We start from the raw sequence: 21,226 nt of genomic DNA, 5'->3' as shown, positions 1-21,226 counted from the left end.
TGTTTTTACGATTCGACACATTCAGATCGACCTTGCCTCGCACCAGACCGTCCCCGCTGAGCTCCGCCCCGCGCCGGCGCGGCTTTGCCACAATACCCCCCATGCATCTACCCGCCCCCTACCCCCTCGCCCGCCCGCGCCGCCTGCGTCGCGACCCTTTCACCCGGGATCTGGTGCGCGAACACCGCCTCACGGTGTCGGACCTGATCTACCCGGTCTTCGTGCTCGACGGGCACGGCCGGCGCGAAGCGGTGGGCTCCATGCCGGGCGTGGAGCGCCTGAGCCTGGACCTGCTGCTGCCGGTGGCGGAAGACTGCGTGCAACTGGGCATCCCGGTGATGGCGCTGTTCCCGGTGATCGACCCGTCGCTCAAGACCCCCGACGGCCGGGAAGCGCTGAACCCCAATGGTCTGGTGCCGCGCGTGGTGCGTGAACTCAAGAAGCAATACCCCCAACTGGGCGTGATGACCGACGTGGCGCTCGACCCGTTCACCAGCCACGGGCAGGACGGCGTGCTGGACGAACACAACTACATCCTGAACGACCCCACGGTCGAGATCCTGGTGCAACAGGCCCTCACGCAGGCCGAGGCGGGCGTGGACATGGTCGCGCCCAGCGACATGATGGACGGCCGCATCGGCGCCATCCGTCGCGAACTCGAAGCACGCGGCCTGGTGCACACGCGCATCATGGCCTACAGCGCCAAGTACGCCAGCGCCTTCTACGGTCCGTTCCGCGATGCCGTGGGCTCGGCGGCCAACCTGGGCAAGGCCGACAAGAAGGTCTACCAGATGGATCCGGGCAACAGCGACGAGGCCCTGCGCGAAGTGGCGCTGGACATCGCCGAAGGCGCCGACATGGTGATGGTCAAACCCGGCATGCCCTACCTGGACATCGTGCGCCGGGTCAAGGACGAGTTCCACGTGCCCACCTTCGCCTACCAGGTCAGCGGCGAATACGCCATGCTCAAGGCCGCCGCGCAGAACGGCTGGCTGGACCACGACGCGGTGATGATGGAAAGCCTGCTGGCCTTCAAGCGCGCGGGCGCCGACGGCGTGTTGACCTACTTCGCGCGCGACGCGGCGCGCCTGCTGCGCGCCTGAAGTCCGCACGCTCAACGTCCAAGCGTGGCCACGCATGCGCATCTTTCACATCCAGCCCCACGCGGTCGCCGAGATTGCCGCCCTGCCCGTCCAGGCGCCGCCCCAGGGCTATGTCTGGATCGCCTGCAGCCGGCGCGAGCTTGAGGTCGAACTGGGCGCGGTGCAGGCCTGCCTGCAAGCGACATGCGGCATGACCCTGGTCGACCTGCACGTCTCTGACCTGCTCAACAACCAGTTGCCCTCACACTACGACTACACCTCGCTGTACGACATCCTCGCCTTTCGCCGCCTCGCAGCGGGCCACAGCGAAACCGACCTCGACCACCCGGGCCAGCCGCTGACCCAGCGCCAGAAACAGAGCGGTCCGCCGGTGCTGCGCCGCATCGACACCAGCCCGGTGTGTTTCGCGGTGTTCGACAAGGTGGTGTTGACCGTGCACCCGGCCGGCTGTGGCGTGCTCGAGACCTACGCGGCGCGCCTGCTCTCGCCGGCCAACGGGGCGCAGCGCGCCATCGGCAACCAGTGGCCGACCAGCCCGGCCGACCTGATGCTGCGCGTGGTCAACCTCATGGTCGATGGTTTTCTGGAGCTGCGGCGCGAGCTCACGCGCCAGCTCGACCACTGGCAGACCGAGCTGCTACGCCCAGGCACGCACTTCAACAACTGGGGCTCGCTGCTGGACGCGCGCAAGTCGCTGCACCACCTCGACGAGATCTGCGAAGACCAGCGCGCCTCGATCCAGGACTGGATCGAGGCCCTGGCCGGCTGGGAAGCCAGCGAGACCATCGGCGGGCAGCGCGGCCTGGAGTTGCTCAGGGTGCGCAGCCGCGACGTGCTGGAGCACATCGAACGCGTGGTGCACCACGTGCGCCGGCTGGAACAAAACGCGGAAATCGCGGTGCAGATGCATTTTTCGGCGCAGAGCAACCGCACCAACGACATCATGCGCACGCTGACCGCGCTGACCGCCATCTTCCTGCCGCTGAACCTGATCGCGGGCATCTTCGGGATGAACTTCGAGTTCATCCCGCTGCTGCACCAGAAGTCGGGCTTCTGGTGGGCCATGGGCACCATGGCGCTGACGGCGGTGCTGCTGGGTGTGCTGTTCTGGCGCAAGCGCTACCTGGCGCGCACGGGACGATAGACCCACCCCCGCCGCGCTGCGCGCGGCCCCTCAAGGGGCCATGCGAGTGGCCCGGCGAAGCCGGTTCCACCGCATTCTGGGCTGGGTGCCTCGCGCCGGACACGCTGGGGCACGCAAACGAAGGACGGACTCAAACAAACGGAGGGCTCAGGCCTTCGTTGGCCAGGGCGCGCTGCACCGCCGGCCGCTCCAGCACGCGCTGCAGGTAGGGCCCCAGGTGCGGCCGGTCGCGCGCCGGTGTGCTGGCGAAGTGCCGCGTCCAGCGGCACAGGGTGAACACATACGGGTCCAGCGCGGTGTACGAGGCCCCCATGAACCAGGGACCGGCGTGGCGCGCCAGTTCGGTGTCGAGCTGGTCCAGCAGGATGCGGGTACGGGCCTCGGCATGGATCTTGACCTGGGCCATGCCCGAGGCATTGCCGGCGTTGACCCAGCGGTCCGGGTGGAAATACACCATGAGCGTGCTCTGCAGCGTATTGGTCAGCCACATCAGCCACTTGTAGAAATGGGCGCGCTCGGCCGTGCCCAGACCGGGCGCCAGGCCGGCCTCGGGGTGGGTGTCGCACAGGTGCAGGCAGATCGCGGCGGTCTCGTAGAGCACCAGGTCGCCGTCGGTCAGCACCGGGATCAGGCCGTTGGGGTTGAGCTTGAGAAAAGCGGTCGTCTTCTGCGCGTTCTGCGTGCGGTCCACCAGCACCCGTTCGTAGGGCAGGCCCAGCTCTTCGAGCAGGATGTGCGGCACCATGCTGGCGCTGCTGGGGGAATGGTGCAGTTGGATCATGGTCGGTTCTTCGGGGTGGATACACCCAACAGGTGGGCAGCATTGTCCCAGGCGATGCGCCGCGTCAACTCGGCGGCGCGCACGGTGTCAGCCGAGGTGCTGGGCCAGGAAGGCCAACGTGCGCTCCCGCGCGAGTTTCGCCGCCGGGGCGTTCCAGGCGCCACGGTGGTCGCAGTTGAAGCCGTGGTTCGCGGCGTAGACGTGCACCACCACGCCCGGCTGGGCCTTTTCGAAGGCGCGCACGCTGTCCATGGGAATCCAGCGGTCCTGTTCGCCGAAGTGGGCCATCACCGGCACTTTCGGCTGGCGCGCCGCCTCGGCCTCGGTGGTCATGCCGCCGCCGTAGTAGGGCACGGCGGCGGACAGGCCGCTGAGCGCACTGGCCGCGCGCCAGGTCAGCAGGCCGCCCCAGCAGTAACCCAGGATCCCGACCTTGCCCGCCTGCGCCGCGTGGTCAATGGCGGCCTGGATGTCGGACATCACGCCCGGCGCCGGCAACGCCTCCACCGCGGCCTTGAGCGCCATACCGGCCTGCATGTCGGCTTCGGTGTAGCCCATCTCCACGCCGACCTTCACACGGTGGAAGGTCGAGGGCGCGACGACGAAATAGCCGTCGGCTGCGTAGCCATCGGCCACGGCGCGGATGTGGGCGTTGACGCCAAAGATCTCCTGCAACACGACGAGGCCGCCCCGGGGTTTTCCGGTGGGCTGGGCCACATAGGCCGGAAACGTGAAGCCATCGGCGGCGGTGAGATTGGTGAAAGTCCCCATGGAAAGCTCCTGTGCGCTGTCAAACAGAGGGGTCAGGCGAGTAGCCGGCGCTCGACAAAATCGAGCCGGTCCTGACCCCAGAAAATTTCACCGTCGATGACGTAGCTTGGCGCACCGAATACCCCGGCGTCAATCGCCTGCGCGGTGTGGGTCGCGTACAGCGCCTTCGCACCGTCCTGCTGCGACTGCGCCAGGCGCTGCGGGTCCAGCCCGCATTCGGCCAGCAGATCGGCCAGCACGGTGGCGTCGGCGATGTCGCGCTCCTGCGCCCACACCGCCCGGCCCACCGCGCCGGTCAACCGCATCGCGGCGGCTTCGCCGTCCTGCCCGGCCACCGCCGTGATCAGCCAGCCCGCGGGATCGCCCGCCACCGGGAAACAGCGTGGCTGCGGGTTGAGCGGAATGCCCAGCGCCTCGCTGAAACGGCGCAGTTCCACCAGCCGGTAGGCCTGGCGCTGGGGCGCCCGCTGCGGCAGCGGCAGTCCGCCCGACGCTGGAAACACTTTGCCGAAGTCCACCGGCAGCACCCGCACCTGGGCGCCGCTGCGCTGCAGCAGCTTGGCAAAACGCTCGTGGCCGAGGTACATCCAGGGGCTCTGGGGGGCGAAGTAGTAGTCGACTGTGCGACGCATGGTGGTTTCCTGACGCTGTTGTAATGAAGGGCGGTCGAGCCGGTGTTGTAAGCGATGCCGGCGGCTTTTGCAGGAGAGAGGTTATGGGACAGGACGACAACGCAAGGTATCCGAAGGTGTTGCTGGTAACGGGTGGCAGTCGCGGCATCGGCGCGGCCACCGCCCTGCTCGCCGCGCGCCAGGGCTGGGCCGTGGCGGTGAACTACGCCGCGAACTCGCTCGCGGCCGACGAGGTGGTGCGCGCCATCCGCGCGGGCGGCGGCACGGCGATCACGGTGCAGGCCGATGTGGCCGACGAGGCGCAGGTGCTCCAGATGTTTGAGAAGGTGGACGCCAAGCTCGGCCGTCTCACCGGGCTGGTGAACAACGCGGGCGTGGTGGACGTGACCGCGCGGCTGGATCAGATGAGCGTGGCGCGCTGGCGCCGCATGTTCGACATCAACGTGATCGGCAGCATGCTCTGCGCGCGCGAAGCGGTGCGGCGCATGAGCACGCGGCATGGGGGCGAGGGCGGCGCCATCGTCAACGTGTCCAGCGCGGCGTCTCGCCTGGGTTCGCCCGGGCAGTACGTGGACTACGCGGCGGCCAAGGGCGCCATCGACGCGTTCACCATCGGTCTGGCCAAAGAAGTGGCCGCCGAAGGCGTGCGCGTGAACGCCGTGCGCCCGGGCCTGATCGAGACCGGCATCCACGCCTCGGGCGGATTGCCCAACCGCGTCAACGAGCTCAAGCACCAGGTGCCGATGCAGCGCGGCGGCACGGCCGACGAGGTGGCGCAGGCCATCGTCTGGCTGCTGTCGGACGCCGCGAGTTACACCACCATGAGCCTGCTCGACGTTTCTGGAGGACGCTGAATGACCGCCACCACCCCCGAACACAGCCCGCACATCAAGATCTGGTGGGAAGACCTGGAGATCGGCCAGGTGCGCGACCTGGGCAGCGTCTCGCCGACGAAGGAAGAAATCATCGCCTTCGCCAGCCAGTTCGACCCGCAACCCTTTCACCTGAGCGAAGAAGCCGGCCAGGCCTCGGTGTTCGGAGCCTTGAGCGCCAGCGGCTGGCACACCTGCGCCATGGCCATGCGGCTGATGGTCACGAATTTCCTGCATGAAACATCGAGCCTCGGTTCGCCCGGGCTGGAGAGCCTGAAGTGGACCAAGCCGGTCTACCCCGGCGACGTGCTGCGGCTGCAGCACACCATCACCGAAAAGCGCGCCATGAGCAAGCGGCCCGACGTGGGCCTGGTGCGCACGGTGTGGGAGATGTTCAACCAGCACGGCGACAAGGTGCTGCACATGGAAGGGTATGGCATGTTTCGGCGACGGGAGCCTGGGACGCCAAACCCGGCATGAATGCCGCCTGATTTCCGCTGATGCAGCGCGGGCGGGCCCTTCCTGCCCCACAATGCCGGCCATGGATTTCAAGCCCCTCATCACCCTGCTCGCCATCGTCAACCCGCTGGCGATCGTTCCGTTCTTCATTCACTACACGCAGGGCTTCAGCTCGGCGCAGCGTCGGCGCACGATCCTGATCTCGTCGATCAGCGCGTTCGCCGTGATCGCCACCTGCGCCATCATCGGCCTGCAGATCCTGGAATTTTTCAGCATCTCGCTGGCGAGCTTCCAGGTGGGTGGCGGCATGCTGCTGCTGACCTCGGCGCTGTCGATGCTGAACGCGCAACCGGCCGAGGCAAAGACCACCCAGGGCGAGGTGGACGACGCCTCGGCGCGCGCCTCGATTGCCGTGGTGCCGCTCACCATCCCGCTGCTCACCGGCCCAGCCACCATGTCCACGGTGGTGATCTACGCCGACCAGGCCAAGACCTTTTTCCAGCACGCGGCGCTGGTGGGCTACGGCGTGGTGGTCGCGGTCGCCACCGCGCTGTGTTTCTCGCTGGCCAAGCCGATCGCGCGCCTGATGGGCCAGACCGGCATCAACGTCATGACCCGGCTGATGGGCCTGATCCTGGCCGCGCTGTCGGTGGAGGTGATGGCCGCCGGGCTGGTCAAGCTGTTCCCTGCGCTGGGCGCGTGACACGCGCCCGATTTCAGTAACCGCCCGATGCGCCAGCCGCCGCCGCGCGGGCGCCGGAGAACCGGCGCGCCAGATCGGTCGCGGCCTTGACCAGCAGGCTGGTGTCCAGCCCCACGGCCACGAACAGCGCGCCGGCGTCCAGGTACTGCTGCGCCAGCACCGGGTCGGTGGCCAGGATGCCGGCGGCCTTGCCGGCGGCCCTGACCGTGGCGATGCCTTCCAGGATCACTTTCTGCACCTCGGGGTGGCCGGGTTGGCCCCGGTAACCCATGCTGGCCGAGAGGTCGGCCGGGCCGAAGAACACACCGTCCACGCCGTCGGTCTCGGCGATGGCTTTCAGGTTCTTCACCGCCTCCACCGTCTCGGCCTGCACCAGCAGACACATCTGGCCGTTGGCCTGGTTGAGGTAGTCGTCGACCTGGTTCCAGCGCGAGGCGCGGGCGAGCGCGGCACCCATGCCGCGGATGCCGTCGGGGGCGTAGCGCATGGCCTTCACCATCAACGCCGCCTGCTCGGCCGTGTCCACCATGGGAATCAGCAACGTCTGCGCGCCCACGTCGAGGTACTGCTTGACCAGGGCCACGTTCGCCTCGACGGCGCGCACCACCGGGTGCGTGGTCGTGTAGGGCGCGACGGCGCGCAACTGTTGCAGCACGCTGCGCGGGTCGTTGGGCGCGTGTTCACCGTCGAGCAGCAGCCAATCGAAGCCGCAGCCGGCCAGGGCCTCAGCCACGTCGGGCGAAGCAAAGCCGACCCAGCAGCCGATCTGCGGCTGGCCGGCCTTGAGTGCATCGCGGAAGGTGTTCTGGGGGATCTTCATGTCGAAGTGCCTAAGAGCGTTGAGGAGGGAGTGCCTTGGTCCAAGGGCACCGCCGGGCTGGCTTTGCCAGACGGCTAGTGCTGTCCCCCTGGGGGGACGACGCGAAGCGGCGCAGGGGGGTACAAGTCTCGCATCTGGCCCATGAGCCTGGTGAGACCCATGAGCGCGTCCATGTTCGGCGTGGCCACGCCCAGGTGCTGCCCGATCTCGCGCACCGCGCCCACCAGGGCGTCGAGTTCGATGGGGCGGCCGGCCTCCACGTCCTGCAGCATCGAGGTCTTGAAGGAGCCCATCTTGCGCGTGACGGCGTGGCGGTCTTCGGGCTGCTGGTCAATCGGGATGCCGATGCGCGCGCCGATGGCCTGCGCCTCGCGCATGACGGCGCTGCAGAAGCCGCGCACGAGGTCGTCGTCGAGGATGCGGTCGCAGGGCGCGCCGGTGATGGCCGAGACCGGGTTCATGGTCATGTTGCCCCAGAGCTTGAACCAGATGTCGCGCTGGATGCGTTCGGACACGGTGACGCCAAAACCCGCCGCGCTCAGCAGATCGGCCACGGCCTGCACGCGCGGCGTCGCGCCGCCGGCCGGCTCGCCGATGATGAGCTGGTTGTTCTTGATGCGCTCGATGCGCGCCGGGGACGGCGAAGCGGCGCTGGCGTGCACCACGCAGCCGATGACCTGCGACGTGGGGATCTGCGCGGCCGTCGCGCCGCCGGGGTCCACCGCGTTCAACCGCAAGCCGGCGGCTTCGCCGGGCAGGCCGTCGAAGAACCACCAGGGCACGCCGTTCATCGCGACCAGCACCACCGTGTGCGGCCCCATGAGTGCGCGCACGGCCGGTGCGACCTGCGGCATGGCCGGGCCCTTGACCGAGACGATCACCAGGTCCTGCACACCCAGGCTCGCCGGGTCGTCGCTGGCGTTGACGCTCGCATGGTGTTCGGTCCCGTCGACATCCACCCAGGTCAGGCCCTGCCCGCGCAGGGTGCGCAGGGTTTCGCCACGAGCCACCGCAGAGAGTTGAACCTGACCCGAGGGCAGACGCGAACCCAGCCAGCCAGCGAACAGCCCGCCGATGGCACCGACGCCAACGATGGCCACGTTTTTGAAGACAGGGGTATTGCTCATGCGCGGTACCCAGGGTCGATGCGGTCGATCAGGCGCTGCATGGCGGCGAACGAATCCTCACCGGCGCCGAATTTGGGGTTGAAGTTGAGCGAGTCCCGCACGCAGCCTTCGAGCACCGGCACCGGAATCTGGCGCAGCTTGCCGAGCGGGGCCGAGGCCACCTGGATCTCGCTGGCGCGCTGTACCAGCCACATCAGACTGAAGGCCTGCGCGAGGGTGTGACCGATGATCACCGGCCCATGGTTGCGCAGCAGCAGCACGCGCTTTCCGCCCGCACTGGCGAGGACGCGCGCGCCTTCGTCGCGGTGCACCGTGATGCCCTCGAAGTCGTGGTACGCCACCTGGCCATAGAGCTGGGCGGCATAGAAGTTGGTGTAGCTCAACCCCTCTTCGCTGCAGCACACGGCCATGGTCGGCGTGGTGTGCACGTGCATCACGCAGTGCGCGTCGGGCAACGTGGCGTGGATGGCGCCGTGGAAGGTGAAACCGGCCGGGTTGATCGGCCAGTCGTCGTTGCCGATGATGTTGCCGTCGACATCGACCTTGACCAGGTTGGACGCCGTGACCTCGGTGTAGTGCAGGCCGAAGGGGTTGATGAGGAAGTGGTCAGGTTCGTCGCCGGGCCGCTCCCAAGACGAACCGCCCCCCTCAGGGGGAGAACGGTGCGAAGCACCGGGCAGGGGGGGCTGTTTCTGCCCCGGCACGCGCAGCGAGATGTGGTTGTAGATCAGCTCGGCCCAGCCCAGGTGGGCAAAGATGCGGTAACACGCGGCGAGCTGCACGCGGGCGTGCCACTCGGCGTCGCTGAAGCGGGCGGGTTTGAGGAAGGCGTCGGGCATGGGGTCTCCTTAACGACAGGGGTAACGGGTGTGCGACGCCTTCCAGCGCACACCGCAGAACCGGCTTTGCCGGGCTGCTGGTGTGGTCCCCCTTCCAGGGGGAAGACGCGAAGCGGCGCAGGGGGTTTCATTTTCTTCAGACGAACCGGAAACGCAGGCAACCCAGCGGCCCGTAATCGGCCTCGAACAGGTCACCCGCCTTGGCCGCGACCGGCCGCGTGAAGCTGCCGGCCAGCACGATCTCGCCCGCTTCCAGCCGTTCGCCCCAGGGCGCCAGCTTGTTGGCCAGCCACGCGATGCCGATGGCGGGGTCGCCCTGCACGCCGGCGGCCAGGCCGGTCTCTTCGACCGCGCCGTTCTGGCGCAGGATGGCACCGCACCAGGGGCGGTTGGTGCTGCGCGGGTCGGCACGGTACTCGGGGTCGCCGATGACGATGCCGGCGTTGGCCGCGTTGTCGCTGATGGTGTCGTAGACCTTGCGCATCACCTTGGTGTGGCGGTCGAACTGCTCGATGCGCGCGTCGATGATCTCGATGGCCGGGGTGATGTGGTCGGTGGCGGCGAGCACGTCGTCCACCGTCACGTTCGGACCGGCCAGCGGCGCCTTGAGCACGAAGGCCAGTTCGACCTCGACGCGGGGTGCGATGAAGTTCCTGACCGGAATCTCCAGCACCTCACCGACCTTCGCGACGTAGAGCATGTCGTCGAGCAGCGTGCCGTAGTCGGGCTCGTCGATCTGGCTGCTGATTTGCATGGCACGGCTGGTCAGGCCGATCTTGTGGCCGATGACCTTTTTGCCTTCGGCCTTCTGAATGTCCACCCACGCGCGGCCGATGCGGTAGCCGTCTTGAACGGTCATGCCGGGGTGGCGTTTGGAAAAGTGCTCGACCTGGGTGCGGATCTGCTGGGACCGATGCAGCTCGGCGGCGAGTTGCTGAACGAGGGCGTCGTCGAACATGGTTATGTCTTCTGGAAGAGCGGGTGCAGCGAACTGTTCTTGGCGTCGAAGACCTCGTGGCCCTCGTCCACCTGCACCGTGATGCCGATGGGGCGGCGGGCCAGCTGTTCGGCGAAGCGCTCTTTCACGCAGGCGTTCAGCGCCTCGCCCACGCGCTGGTGCACGAGCGCGCTGCGGCCCTTGGCCATGCGCACGTTCATGTAGACGAAGGCGTAGTCGCCGCCCAGACCGGCCGCGATGCCGGCCGCACCGCCATCGGACACGGCGCTGTGCGCGGCGGGGTAGGCCAGCACGCGCGTGCCGCCGGTGGGGAAAACCTGGCGGTCCTGCTCGTCGCGCACGGCGAGCATGGTGTCGCACAGGGCGCGGCACAGGCCGCCCATGTCGACGCCGCCTTCGGCCGCGGGCTTGTCGAGGTTGGGGGTGTAGAGGATGACGAGGTGGGGCATGTTCAGAGCCTTGTGCTGACCAGGCTGAAGCCATCGGCGGCCGAGGCCTGCGCCTTGGGGATGGCCTTGCCGGTGACGGGGGTGACTGGAAACACGGCGTTGATCTGGCCGGTGCCGCTCGCACCGAAATACGGCGTGATGACCTCGGCTTGGCCGTCGTACTCGCTCCAGCCCAACACGCCCAGCATCATGGCCGTGTCGTGCATGAAGCCTTCGCCGTGGCCCTTGGCCGCGTACTCGGGCAGCATGCCGCAGAAGTCGGCCCACTCGCCGTTTTCCCACATCTGCACGACGCGGTGGTCCAGCGTTTCGAGGAAGGGGCTCCAGACCTTGAAGGCGAATTCGGGCGCGAGGCCGTTCTGTGCGAAGCGGTGGCTCAAGGACCCGCTGGCGAGGAAGGCGACGGTGCCGTCGTAGTGGTCTTCCACGGCCTTGCGCATGGCCCAGCCCAGGCGTGCGCTGTCGTTGAGGTAGTGCACCGTGCACAGCGCGGAGACCGAGATGGCCTTGAAGTGCTGGTCGGCGTTCATGTAGCGCATGGGCACGAGGGTGCCGTACTCGGGGTCGAGCGTGGTGGCGTGGTGGGCCAGGGTTTCGACGCCGTGTTCATTGGCCACCTTGGCCAGCAGTTGCCCGAGCTCGGGGTTGCCGGGGATGGCGAAGGGCATGTTGCTGATGAAGTGCGGCAGCTCGTTGCTGGTGTAGGTGCCTTGCCACTGCGGGGCGCAGTTGAGGTGGTAGCTGGCGTTGACGAGCCAGTGGGTGTCGAAGACGACGATGGTGTCGACGCCAAGTTCTTTGCAGCGGCGCGCGATTTCCTTGTGGCCGTCGATGGCGTCCTGCCGGGTGCCTTTGCGCGGGCCGTCCAGCTCGCTGAGGTACATGGAGGGGACGTGGGTGATCTTGCCGACCAGTGCTACTTTGCCCATGGGGTTTGTCTCCTGTCAGTGGATGGGATTTGTTTCGTGCGCTCCGTGGGCCGACCACGCCGGGCGCCCACCTCCGCTCATGTCCCCCGGTCTGCGCTGCGCGCAGCCCTCCTCCTTTACTTCGCTGCGGCACACACCCATCACCGCCTTCTCGCTGCGCATCGGCATTTGAACGTTGAGCGCCAACATCGTTTCAGGAAGGGAGTGACGTGGCGTTCTGTGTAGCGAAGTAAAGGAGGAGAAACGGGCATAGCCCGTTTCGGGGGACATGAGCGGAACAGAGCGCCACGGCGCTCCCTTCCCGCCCAGGTGGTTGTGTAAAACAGCAGAGAGCAACTCAAACTCCCCAATGGGGAATGTGGTGCGACCCCAGAGAAACAGCCACGTTCTTGGGCTCCAGGAACACCTCGTAACTCCAGGTCCCGCCCTCACGCCCCGTGCCCGATGCCTTGGTGCCACCAAACGGCTGCCGCAGGTCCCGCACGTTCTGCGAATTCACGAAACACATGCCCGCTTCAATCGAAGCCGCCACCCGGTGCGCCTTGCCGATGTTCTCGGTCCACACATAGCTGGAGAGGCCGTAGGCGATGTCGTTCGCCAACTCGATGGCGTGCGCTTCGTCGCGGAACGGGATCAGGCAGGCCACCGGGCCGAAGATCTCTTCTTGCGCGATGCGCATGCGGTTGTCCACGTCGGCGAACACCGTGGGCCACACGTAGTTGCCGGCCCGCACATGCGCCGGCAATTCGGTCGCATACGACGGCCGATCCAGACCGCCGCACAGCAGGGTCGCGCCCTCCTTCGGCCCCAATTCAATGTAGCTGCGCACCTTGGCCAGATGGCCCTGGCTGATCATCGGGCCGATGGTGGTCTTCTCATCCAGCGGGTCGCCGACCACGATCTTCTTCGCGCGCTCGGCGAACCTCGCGGCGAAGTCGGCGTAGATGCTCTGCTGCACCAGGATGCGGCTGCCGGCCGTGCAGCGCTCGCCGTTGTTGCTGAAGATCATGAAGAGGGCGGCGTCGAGCGCACGGTCCAGATCGGCGTCGTCGAAGACCACGAACGGGCTCTTGCCGCCCAGCTCCATGCTGAACTTCTTCAGGCCCGCGGTCTTGACGATGCGGTTGCCCGTCGCGGTCGAACCGGTGAAGCTGATCGCGCGCACGTCCGGGTGGGCACACAGCGGCTCGCCCGCTTCCTTGCCGAAGCCGTGCACCACGTTCAACACGCCGGCCGGGATGCCGGCTTCCAGCGCCAGCTCGCCCAGGCGTGCGGCGGTCATGGGACTCAGCTCGCTCATCTTCAGCACCGCCGTGTTGCCGAAGGCCAGCGCGGGCGCGACCTTCCAGGTCGCCGTCATGAAGGGCACGTTCCACGGGCTGATGAGCGCGCACACGCCCACCGGGTGGAACAGCGTGTAGTTCAGGTGCGTGGGCGTGGGGTAGGTGTGGCCGTCCACGCGGGTGCACATCTCGGCGAAGTAGCTGAAGTTGTCGGCCGCGCGCGGGATCAGCTGCTTGCCGGTCTGCGCGATCACCTGGCCGGTGTCGTCGGTTTCGGTCTGCGCGATTTCGGGCACGTGCTTCGCGATCAGCTCGCCGAGCGCGCGGATCTTCTTGGCGCGCTCGGTCGCGGGCAGGCCGGCCCATTTCGGAAACGCGTCCTTGGCGGCCTGCACCGCCGCGTTGACTTCCGTTTCGCTGCCCGAGGCCACTTCGGCCAGCACGCCCTGCGTGGCGGGGTTGATGGATTCGAAATAGTCGCGGCTGGCAACGGTCTTGCCGTTGATGAGGTGATCGATTTTCATAAGGGTCTTTCGCCGGCCAGACCGCAAAAGGGTCAGAGCCTGATTTCGTTCAACGTGGTTTTGATCCGGCGAGGTCACTGTCCTGAATCAGGATCTGACCCCTTTTGCTCAGCGGTGATGGTGTTGGTCAGTGAGCCGATGCCCTCGATCTCGGTAACGACCACGTCGCCCGGCTGGCAGTCGACCACACCGTCGGGCGTGCCGGTGAGGATCAGGTCGCCGGGCATGAGCGTCATGAAACCGCTGAAGTACTGAATCAGCGTGGGCACGTCGAAGATCATGTCTTTCGTGCTGCCCTGCTGCGTGACCCTTCCGTTCACGGTCGTCTTCAGCGCGAGGTTCATGGGGTCGGGGACATCGGCCGCGTCCACCAGCCAGGGGCCGATGGGCGTGCAGGTGTCGCGGTTCTTCACCTTGAGGTTGGGGCGGTACCAGTTCTCCAGGTAGTCGCGGATCGCGTAGTCGTTGGCCACGGTGTAGCCGGCCACGTACTGCAGGGCGTCGGCCTTCTTCACGCGTTTCGCGGGCTTTCCGATCACCACCGCCAGTTCACATTCGTAGTGCATGAACCGCACGCCCTCGGGCCGCACGGTGAACGCGCGGTGGCCGATGAGCGAGGCCTCGCCTTTGATGAAGGCCAACGGTTCCTCGGGCGCCTTGAAGGCGAGTTCTTTCGCGTGGTCGGCGTAGTTCAGGCCCAGTGCGAGCACGGTGCGGGGACGGGGCACCGGAGCCAGCGGCGGCAACCAGACCACCTCGTCGAAGGCCATGCGGCGGCCTTTGAAAGCGGGCGTGAGCAACTCCAGCTGACCATCGGCTTCGATGGCGTCGTGGACCGCGCCGGCCCAGGCGATGCGGGCGCGCTTCATGCCAGCTCCTCGGTGAAATGGTTGACCAGCGGATGGAAGCCGACGGCGGTAATTTCGACCGCTTCGCCCGCATGTGCGCGTGGTCGCGTGCCGTCGCTCAGGCAGTCGGTGCCAAGCATCAGCACGTCGCCCGGCCGCAGGGTCTGGAAGGCGTTCACGTCGGCCCAGAGCGTGGCCGCGTCGCGCACCAGATCGGCCAGCGACACCGTCTGCTTCAGCACCCCGTGCACCCGCAGCTCCAGGCTCAGCCTGGCCAGCCCCGCAAACCCCCCGAGGGCGTCGAAAGGCAGCAGGTCGCGCCCCACCCCCAGGAAGCCGTCCACGCAGCGGAACTTCACCGGCGGACGGTAGTAGCTCTCGTGCGGGACCGCCACGTCGTTGAACAGCACGGCGCCGGCGACCCGGCCGCCCTCGCCCGCGACCAGACCGAGCGACGCGCTCACCTCGACCTCGGCAAGCTGGTGGGGCAAGGGGATGGCATGGCCCGACGGCGTGAAGGTGTTGGCGGTCTTGATGTAGAGCACCGGCGCCTGCGGCGGCGCCTTGTAGGGCGCCTCGCTCATGCGCGGCGCCCACAGCGCGTGCTCGCGCCGGAAGTTCAACAGGGTGCCGTAGACCGTGCCCTGCGGCAGGTACGGCGGGGTCCAGGGGGTGTTCATGGGTGCTCCTTCATGCGGCGTCTTCTTCGGCCTCGCCCTCGCCCGCTTCGGCATCGGGCACTTCCAGCGCGATCACACCGTCGAGCAGGGCGTAGAGCTGCGCCAGCCGCGCCTTGCCCAGCTGCGACTCCATCCAGGCGTAGTGCGCCTCGATGGTCTGCGACAGCGTGGCCACCAGCTTCAGGCCGGCCTGCGTGGCGCGCACCACGGTGCGGCGCGCGTCCTGCGGGCAACGCGCGCGGCTGATCAGGCCGTCGCGCTCCATGCGCGTGAGCACGCCGGTGAGGCTGGGGCCGAGCAGCAGCGCTTCGCGGGCCACGCGGCCGGTTTCGACGCCCGCCGGGTCGGCCGCGTGTTCACCCAGCACGCGCAGCACGCGCCACTGCTGGTCCGACAGGCCGTGCTCGCGCAGGCTGGGCCGGGTGTGCTGCATCACGGCCTCGCGCGCTTCGAGCAGCAGGCGGGGCAGGTTGCGGTGGACAAAAGGGGTTTCGGCGCTCATTTATTTAATATATTAAATGATTTTCCAGCACCTTGTTTCCGGGTTTACCCTGAGCCCTGGGGTGGCCCATACCGTGGCGCTGGTCACCGGGGTCCGGCGCACCGACAATCCGCGCATGACCCCCCTGACCGACCTGCTGCACACCGAATTTCCCTTGATCCAGGCGCCGATGGCCGGCGTGCAGGGCGCGGCCCTGGCCATGGCCGTCAGCAACGCCGGCGGCCTGGGCTCGCTGCCCGGCGCCATGCTCACGCCCGAGGCGCTGCAGCGCGAGCTGGCGGCCTTGAGCGCCGGCACCCAGCGCCCCTGGAACGTCAACTTCTTCTGCCACACCCCGCCCGAGCCCGACGCGGCCCGCGAGGCCACCTGGCGCGCGGCGCTCGCGCCCTTCTATGCCGAGGCCGGGCTGGACCTCACCGCGGTGCCGGCCGGCGCCGGCCGCGTGCCGTTCAGCGCCGCGTCGGCCGACATCCTGGAATCCTTCCGCCCGCCGGTGGTGAGCTTCCACTTCGGCCTGCCGGCGCCGGAGCTGGTGGCCCGCGTGAAAAGCTGGGGCAGCGTGCTGCTGTCGAGCGCCACCACGGTGGACGAGGCGCGCTGGCTCGTGGCCCACGGCGCCGACGCGGTGATCGCCCAGGGCCTGGAGGCGGGCGGCCACCGGGGCATGTTCCTGACGGATGACATCACCACGCAAGTCGGCACCTTCGCGCTGCTGCCGCAGATCGTGGCGGCGGTGGACGTGCCGGTGATCGCCGCCGGCGGCATCGCCGATGCGGCGGGCGTGGCGGCCGCCATGGCGCTGGGTGCGGCCGGCGTGCAGGTGGGCACGGCCTACCTGTGCTGCCCGGAGACCACCACCAGCGCCCTGCACCGTGCCGCCCTGCAGAGCGAGGCCGCGCAGCACACGGCGCTCACCAACCTGTTCACCGGCCGGCCGGCGCGCGGCATCGTCAACCGCGTGATGCGCGAACTCGGCCCCCTGAGCCCAGCCGCGCCGGCCTTCCCGCTCGCCACCGCCGCCATGGCGCCGCTGCGCGCGCACTTCGAGGCGCTGGGCAGCGGCGACTTTTCACCGTTGTGGTCGGGCCAGAACGCCAGCGGCTGCCGGTCACTGCCGGCGGCCGAGATCACCCACCAGCTCGCCCGGGGTTTCGAGTCCATGGCCCCCACGCTCCACCGCTTGCGCGGGTCGCTGCCCCCCGAGGGGGCCGCGATTCCAGCTGGGGGCGGCCCGGCGCTTGAATCCGGATTTGTCGTGATCTTCCGCGCCAAGGCACGCGCGCTCGACGCCGACTACAGCGCCATGGCCGCGCAGATGCGCGAGCTGGCGCTGACGCGGTTCGGCTGCCTGGATTTCACCGCCGCCACCGAGGGCGACCAGGAAATCGCGCTCTCTTACTGGCCCGACGAAGCCAGCATCCGCGCCTGGAAACAGCACACCGACCACCTGATGGCACAGCGGCTGGGGCGGGAGCGCTGGTACGCCAGCTACACGGTGGAGATCGCCGAGGTGAAACGGCGCTACGGCCACCCGGCCGCACCGGATCAGCCATAGTCGTCGAGGTCGCGGTCGTTACGGACCGTGTGGCTGCGCTGCTCGCGCTGCTGGTTCAGCCAGCGCTTGAGGCCGGCCGGTTCCTGCACCTGCGCCAGATCCTGCTCGGTCCGCGCCACGGCGGACTCCAGCGCCGCCACCTGCGCCAGCAGGCTCTGCTTCAACGTGTTCGGGTTGGCCACCTGGCCCGGCGGCAGGTCGAACTCGCCCGCCAGGCGCTGCTGGCGCGCGGCGCGCTCGCGCTCCAGCCCGGCCACCTGCTGCTTGAGCAGCAGGGTCAGCGCGGCCAGCCGGTGATCGGCCAGGCGCGAAACCGCCGTCGGGTCTGCCAGTTCGGCGCGCAGCTGGATCTGCATCAGCGTGACCAGGTCCTTGCGGCCGTAGGCGGCGTTGGCTTCGCTCATGAGCGCTGTCTTGCGCAGACGCTCCTGCGGATCGGTCTCGCGGTCCGGGTGCAGGGCACTGGCCAACTGGCGAAACAGGGTGCGCAGCTGGGTGTCGGCATCGGTCTGCTGCACCTGGGCCTGGGTCTGCTCCGCGCCGGGTTTCTGCCGCGCCTTGCGGGCCTTGGCCTTGGCCTGGCGGCGCGCCTGCTCTTCGTCCTGCGACGCGCGCAGCCGCGCCATGCCGGCACGCAACAGCGCTTCCATCGACGCGTCTTCCCCCGCATCGGCCAGCGGTTCGCCCAGCACCTGCTCCAGCCGCTCGCGCATGGCGTCGGCCGCGGCCTGCTTCTTCTGCGCCAGCGTCTGCGGGCTGTGCTGGTCGTGCAGCGCGGCCATGGCGCTGTCGCCCTCCTCGGCCAGGGTCTGCGCCAACCGGCACAGGGCCGCGGTCGCCGTTGCCTGCTGCAGGCGGCTGAGCGTCTTGCCCCGCAGACACTCGGCCAGCCACAGGGCCAGCTCGCGCATGCGCTGGCGCTGGCGCTGCTGCAAGGGCGCGACCCAACGGTGCAGCTCCACCCGGTGCGACTGGCCCAGCGCGTCCAGCTCGTCGAGCTGGGCCTTGAGCTTGTCGACGCGGGTCAGCTGCAGGTTGAAGGCCCGCGCAGCCGCCGAGAGCGGCTGCTCGTCGGGCGGCAGCGCGCGCAAGGCCGCGGCGGGCGGCGGGGTGGGATGGCGGGGGTCGGGCAAAAGGGGTCCAGTGGGGCGGGCGGGGCCGGAGCCGGCCCGGCGGGACTCGACTATATTGCCTGCCACATGGCCAAAGACAAAACCCAATACACCTGCAACGAATGCGGCGGTACCAGCCCCAAGTGGCTGGGCAAGTGCCCGCACTGCAACGCCTGGAACACGCTGATCGAATCGGTGGCCGAATCGCCATCGGCTCCGGCGAAAAACCGCTTCGCCTCGCTGGCGAAGACCGCCGAGGTCACGACCCTGGCCGACATCGACGCCACCGACGTGCAGCGCACCCCCACCGGCCACGACGAGCTGGACCGCGTGCTGGGCGGCGGCATCGTGGAAGGCGGCGTGGTGCTGATCGGCGGCGACCCGGGCATCGGCAAGTCCACCCTGCTGCTGCAGGCGCTGGATGCGCTGCAACGCTCGGGCCAGAAAACGCTCTACGTCACCGGCGAAGAGAGCGGCGCCCAGGTGGCGCTGCGCTCGCGCCGCCTCGGGCTGGACGGCTCGCAGGTCAGCGTGCTGGCCGAGATCCAACTGGAAAAGATCCTGGCCACGCTGGCCCACACCCAGCCCGCCATCGCTGTGATCGACTCGATCCAGACCGTGTACTCCGAGCAGCTCACCAGCGCGCCCGGCTCGGTGGCGCAGGTGCGCGAATGCGCGGCCCACCTGACGCGCGCGGCCAAGGCCAGCGGCACCGCCATCGTGCTGGTGGGCCACGTGACCAAGGAAGGCGCTCTCGCCGGCCCGCGCGTGCTGGAACACATGGTAGACACCGTGCTGTACTTCGAAGGCGACACCCATTCCAGCTTCCGCCTGATCCGCGCGATCAAGAACCGCTTTGGCGCGGTGAACGAAATCGGCGTGTTCGCCATGACCGAGCGCGGTTTGAAGGGGGTGAGCAACCCCAGCGCGATCTTTCTGAGCCAGCACAGCGAGCCGGTGCCGGGCAGCTGCGTGATGGTGACGCTGGAAGGCACCCGGCCGATGCTGGTGGAGATCCAGGCGCTGGTGGACAGCGGCGGCCCGTCGCCACGGCGCCTGAGCGTGGGCCTGGACCGCGACCGCCTGGCCATGCTGCTGGCCGTGCTGCACCGCCACGCCGGCGTGGCCTGCATGGACCAGGACGTGTTCGTCAACGCCGTGGGCGGTGTGCGCATCAGCGAACCGGCGGCCGATCTGGCCGTGATGCTCGCCATCACCTCCAGCCTGCGCGGCAAGGCGCTGCCCAAGGGCTTCATCGCCTTTGGCGAAGTGGGTCTGGCGGGCGAGGTGCGGCCCGCGCCACGCGGCCAGGAACGGCTGAAAGAGGCCGCCAAGCTGGGTTTCAGCGTGGCGGTGGTGCCCAAAGCCAACGCGCCGAAGAAGAACGACAAGGCCTTCGAGGGCCTGACCATCCACGCCGTGGAGCGCATCGAAGAAGCGATGTCCCTGGTCCGCCAACTCGCCGACTGAAGAAACCATGAAATTCAACCCCGTCCTGCACGGCCTGCGGGGCCTGGCCGCCTTGCTCGTGCTGCTCTACCACTGGAGAGGCAACTTTCCCGCCCTGGCCAACCACCACAAAACCGTCTCGTTCCTGGGCACGGAATGGGCGCCCTTCTTTTTCATCGACTACGGCTGGGTCGGCGTTCACTGGTTCTTCGTGCTGTCGGGCTATCTGCTGGCCGCGACGATCTGGAACCGGCCGCTGACCCGACGCGACGTCGTCCAGTTCTGGCAACGGCGCTTCATGCGCATCTACCCGGCGGTCTGGGTCCAGCTGGCCATCTCCATCGTCGCCACCTACGCCTTCCTGGGCTCGTTCCAGTTTCTCGAAGCGCGACAACTGCTGGGCAACTTCCTGCTCTGGCTGGCGCCGCTGCCCGGCGGGGTCGACATGTACAACGGGGTGTGGTGGACGCTGCCGGTGGAGCTGCTGTTCTATCTGCTGCTGCCGCTCCTGCTGCTGTGCCAGCGTCGGTGGGGGCTGTGGCCCATCGTGGTCATGGCCCTGCTGGTCAGCCTGGGCTGGCGCGCCGGCGTGGCGCAACAACATGCAGGCGAGGACCTGCAGCGCTATGCGTACCTGCTGAAGGCCTTCCCGGGCATGCTGTTCCTGTTTGTGGCAGGGCTGTCGATCAACCGCTGGGCCGATTCCGCGCACCAGGCCATGCGCCACGCCTTGCTGCCCGCGGTGCTGATCTACGTCGCGCTGCTGTGGCTGCTCGACGCCAACAAGGACGTGCTGAAAACAGGCGGCCTCCTGCTGATCACCTGGGATCTGCTGGCCGGACTGTCCATCGCACTGGTGATCGCCACGCTGATCCAGCCTGGAAAAGGCGCACGGTGGCTGGGCTCCACCGTCCTGGTTCGCCTTGGGGACTGGAGCTATGGCATCTACCTCTGGCATTTCCCGGTGCTGCGATGGCTGCCCAAGCTCCTGCCCATGCGATGGAACACCGTCGAGGGCAGCGCCGGGGCGCTCGGCCTCTGTCTGGTCATCACCCTGTTGCTGGCCGTCGCGAGCCACGAGTGGGTGGAAAAACCGGCCCTGGCCTGGCTGGCCCGGCGCCAGCGTGCACCCAGGGGGCCCTTGGGCCAGACAGCGCAGAATCCTTCACTTCCACCCCCCCAACTTCCATGAACACCCGTGTGAAAAACGCAGCCCTGGCACTGGCCGCCCTGTTCCTCGTTTATGTGGCCTGGCAGCGCTACGGCTGGCCCGGCGTGGTCGCCGTCTCGGGCGGCCTGCTGATGTGGCTGCTGCTGCACTTCACGCGGCTGATGACGGTCATGAAACGGGCCGCGAACCGGCCGATCGGCTGGGTCGACAGCGCCGTCATGCTCAACGCCAAGCTCAAAACCGGCGTGACGCTGATGCACGTGATCGCCATGACGCGCGCGCTCGGTGAGCGCTTGTCCGCCGAGAGCGAGGAGCCCGAGGTGTTCCGCTGGACGGACGGCAGCGCCTCGTCGGTGACCGCCACCTTCCTGGGCGGTCGGCTGCAGAGCTGGGCCTTGAACCGCCCGGCGGCCGGCCCGACCACGGAAACAGCGCCCGCCCCGGCGCCCGGTACCGCGCCGTAAAATCGCCGGTTGGCAGGCCTGCCCCAGGGCCACCCCCTCATCTCCAAAGGA

The 21,226-nt window shown here is 68.3% G+C and carries 22 protein-coding genes and 1 pseudogene; 9 read left to right on the top strand and 14 right to left on the bottom strand.

Features of this window, described 5'->3' with window-relative positions:
* The first annotated feature begins 101 nt into the window (after positions 1-101).
* Together hemB and KIH07_RS05320 are read left to right on the top strand one after the other, a co-directional pair.
* Positions 102-1,103 carry a porphobilinogen synthase gene (gene hemB / locus KIH07_RS05325; RefSeq protein ID WP_226490986.1) on the top strand — a complete coding sequence of 334 codons (1,002 nt, stop codon included), beginning with the start codon at positions 102-104 and terminating at the stop codon, positions 1,101-1,103.
* A gap of 34 nt (positions 1,104-1,137) precedes the next feature.
* The gene (locus KIH07_RS05320) at positions 1,138-2,247 is read left to right on the top strand and encodes a magnesium transporter CorA family protein (RefSeq protein WP_226490985.1); all 1,110 of its coding nucleotides are present in this window, start codon (positions 1,138-1,140) and stop codon (positions 2,245-2,247) included.
* Between the two features lie 130 nt (positions 2,248-2,377).
* Here the strand turns inward: KIH07_RS05320 and KIH07_RS05315 are convergent, their stop codons facing one another.
* From KIH07_RS05315 to KIH07_RS05305, 3 genes are all read right to left on the bottom strand, one after another.
* A complete protein-coding gene (locus KIH07_RS05315) occupies positions 2,378-3,028 on the bottom strand; it encodes a glutathione S-transferase family protein (protein WP_226490984.1) in 651 nt (216 codons plus the stop codon).
* An 87-nt stretch (positions 3,029-3,115) separates the two neighbouring features.
* Complete coding sequence (locus KIH07_RS05310) at positions 3,116-3,799, bottom strand: dienelactone hydrolase family protein (protein ID WP_226490983.1); 684 nt, start codon at positions 3,797-3,799, stop codon at positions 3,116-3,118.
* 32 nt (positions 3,800-3,831) lie between these two features.
* Positions 3,832-4,431 (bottom strand): 2-hydroxychromene-2-carboxylate isomerase, encoded by a 600-nt coding sequence (locus KIH07_RS05305; RefSeq protein ID WP_226490982.1) that lies wholly within the window; start codon positions 4,429-4,431, stop codon positions 3,832-3,834.
* Between the two features lie 83 nt (positions 4,432-4,514).
* Here KIH07_RS05305 and KIH07_RS05300 point away from each other — a divergent pair, with 83 nt between their 5' ends.
* The 3 genes from KIH07_RS05300 (at position 4,515) to KIH07_RS05290 (ending at position 6,465) form a co-directional block, all read left to right on the top strand.
* The gene (locus tag KIH07_RS05300; protein WP_226490981.1) at positions 4,515-5,285 is read left to right on the top strand and encodes an SDR family oxidoreductase; all 771 of its coding nucleotides are present in this window, start codon (positions 4,515-4,517) and stop codon (positions 5,283-5,285) included.
* The gene (locus tag KIH07_RS05295; protein WP_226490980.1) at positions 5,286-5,783 is read left to right on the top strand and encodes a MaoC family dehydratase; all 498 of its coding nucleotides are present in this window, start codon (positions 5,286-5,288) and stop codon (positions 5,781-5,783) included.
* Between the two features lie 61 nt (positions 5,784-5,844).
* Positions 5,845-6,465, top strand: a complete 621-nt coding sequence (locus tag KIH07_RS05290; protein ID WP_226490979.1) for a MarC family protein — start codon at positions 5,845-5,847, stop codon at positions 6,463-6,465.
* A gap of 13 nt (positions 6,466-6,478) precedes the next feature.
* On the opposite strand, the gene hpaI is transcribed toward KIH07_RS05290, so the two are convergent.
* The 10 genes from hpaI to hpaR form a co-directional block, all read right to left on the bottom strand.
* Positions 6,479-7,285 carry a 4-hydroxy-2-oxoheptanedioate aldolase gene (hpaI, locus tag KIH07_RS05285; protein WP_226490978.1) on the bottom strand — a complete coding sequence of 269 codons (807 nt, stop codon included), beginning with the start codon at positions 7,283-7,285 and terminating at the stop codon, positions 6,479-6,481.
* Between the two features lie 74 nt (positions 7,286-7,359).
* Positions 7,360-8,412 (bottom strand): 2-dehydropantoate 2-reductase, encoded by a 1,053-nt coding sequence (locus KIH07_RS05280; protein WP_226490977.1) that lies wholly within the window; start codon positions 8,410-8,412, stop codon positions 7,360-7,362.
* The gene (locus tag KIH07_RS05275) at positions 8,409-9,251 is read right to left on the bottom strand and encodes a class II aldolase/adducin family protein (protein ID WP_226490976.1); all 843 of its coding nucleotides are present in this window, start codon (positions 9,249-9,251) and stop codon (positions 8,409-8,411) included. Before KIH07_RS05275 ends, KIH07_RS05280 begins: the two co-directional genes overlap by 4 nt.
* Positions 9,252-9,387: 136 nt before the next feature.
* Positions 9,388-10,209 carry a 2-oxo-hept-4-ene-1,7-dioate hydratase gene (gene hpaH, locus KIH07_RS05270; RefSeq protein WP_226490975.1) on the bottom strand — a complete coding sequence of 274 codons (822 nt, stop codon included), beginning with the start codon at positions 10,207-10,209 and terminating at the stop codon, positions 9,388-9,390.
* Positions 10,210-10,211: 2 nt separating this feature from the next.
* Entirely contained in the window at positions 10,212-10,658 is a 447-nt protein-coding gene (locus KIH07_RS05265) for a 5-carboxymethyl-2-hydroxymuconate Delta-isomerase (RefSeq protein WP_226490974.1), read from the bottom strand.
* Positions 10,659-10,660: 2 nt separating this feature from the next.
* A complete protein-coding gene (gene hpaD / locus KIH07_RS05260) occupies positions 10,661-11,587 on the bottom strand; it encodes a 3,4-dihydroxyphenylacetate 2,3-dioxygenase (RefSeq protein WP_226490973.1) in 927 nt (308 codons plus the stop codon).
* A gap of 337 nt (positions 11,588-11,924) precedes the next feature.
* Entirely contained in the window at positions 11,925-13,394 is a 1,470-nt protein-coding gene (gene hpaE, locus KIH07_RS05255) for a 5-carboxymethyl-2-hydroxymuconate semialdehyde dehydrogenase (protein ID WP_226490972.1), read from the bottom strand.
* Positions 13,395-13,468: 74 nt separating this feature from the next.
* Positions 13,469-14,263, bottom strand: coding sequence for a fumarylacetoacetate hydrolase family protein (locus KIH07_RS05250; protein ID WP_226490971.1), 795 nt, complete (start codon positions 14,261-14,263; stop codon positions 13,469-13,471).
* Positions 14,260-14,922: a fumarylacetoacetate hydrolase family protein gene (locus KIH07_RS05245; protein WP_226490970.1), complete on the bottom strand. Its 663-nt coding sequence runs from the start codon at positions 14,920-14,922 to the stop codon at positions 14,260-14,262. Before KIH07_RS05245 ends, KIH07_RS05250 begins: the two co-directional genes overlap by 4 nt.
* Before the next feature lie 10 nt (positions 14,923-14,932).
* Entirely contained in the window at positions 14,933-15,424 is a 492-nt protein-coding gene (gene hpaR / locus KIH07_RS05240) for a homoprotocatechuate degradation operon regulator HpaR (protein ID WP_226490969.1), read from the bottom strand.
* Between the two features lie 115 nt (positions 15,425-15,539).
* Here hpaR and KIH07_RS05235 point away from each other — a divergent pair.
* Positions 15,540-16,577, top strand: a pseudogene (locus tag KIH07_RS05235) (NAD(P)H-dependent flavin oxidoreductase); the annotation flags it as partial.
* Positions 16,578-16,969: 392 nt separating this feature from the next.
* Here KIH07_RS05235 and KIH07_RS05230 read toward each other — a convergent pair.
* A complete protein-coding gene (locus KIH07_RS05230; RefSeq protein ID WP_226490968.1) occupies positions 16,970-18,112 on the bottom strand; it encodes a hypothetical protein in 1,143 nt (380 codons plus the stop codon).
* Between the two features lie 66 nt (positions 18,113-18,178).
* Here KIH07_RS05230 and radA point away from each other — a divergent pair, with 66 nt between their 5' ends.
* From radA to KIH07_RS05215, 3 genes are read left to right on the top strand one after another with little or no spacing between them, the layout of a single operon-like run.
* Positions 18,179-19,561 carry a DNA repair protein RadA gene (gene radA, locus KIH07_RS05225; protein WP_226490967.1) on the top strand — a complete coding sequence of 461 codons (1,383 nt, stop codon included), beginning with the start codon at positions 18,179-18,181 and terminating at the stop codon, positions 19,559-19,561.
* Positions 19,562-19,568: 7 nt separating this feature from the next.
* Positions 19,569-20,732: an acyltransferase family protein gene (locus tag KIH07_RS05220; RefSeq protein WP_226490966.1), complete on the top strand. Its 1,164-nt coding sequence runs from the start codon at positions 19,569-19,571 to the stop codon at positions 20,730-20,732.
* Positions 20,729-21,175, top strand: a complete 447-nt coding sequence (locus tag KIH07_RS05215) for a glycerate kinase (RefSeq protein WP_226490965.1) — start codon at positions 20,729-20,731, stop codon at positions 21,173-21,175. The genes KIH07_RS05220 and KIH07_RS05215 overlap by 4 nt, the downstream gene beginning before the upstream one ends.
* Positions 21,176-21,226: the final 51 nt, after the last annotated feature.

It is taken from the genome of Hydrogenophaga taeniospiralis (assembly GCF_020510445.1).
In the GTDB taxonomy this organism is placed as follows: domain Bacteria; phylum Pseudomonadota; class Gammaproteobacteria; order Burkholderiales; family Burkholderiaceae_C; genus Hydrogenophaga.
This window is presented reverse-complemented; position numbering and strand designations above follow the sequence as displayed.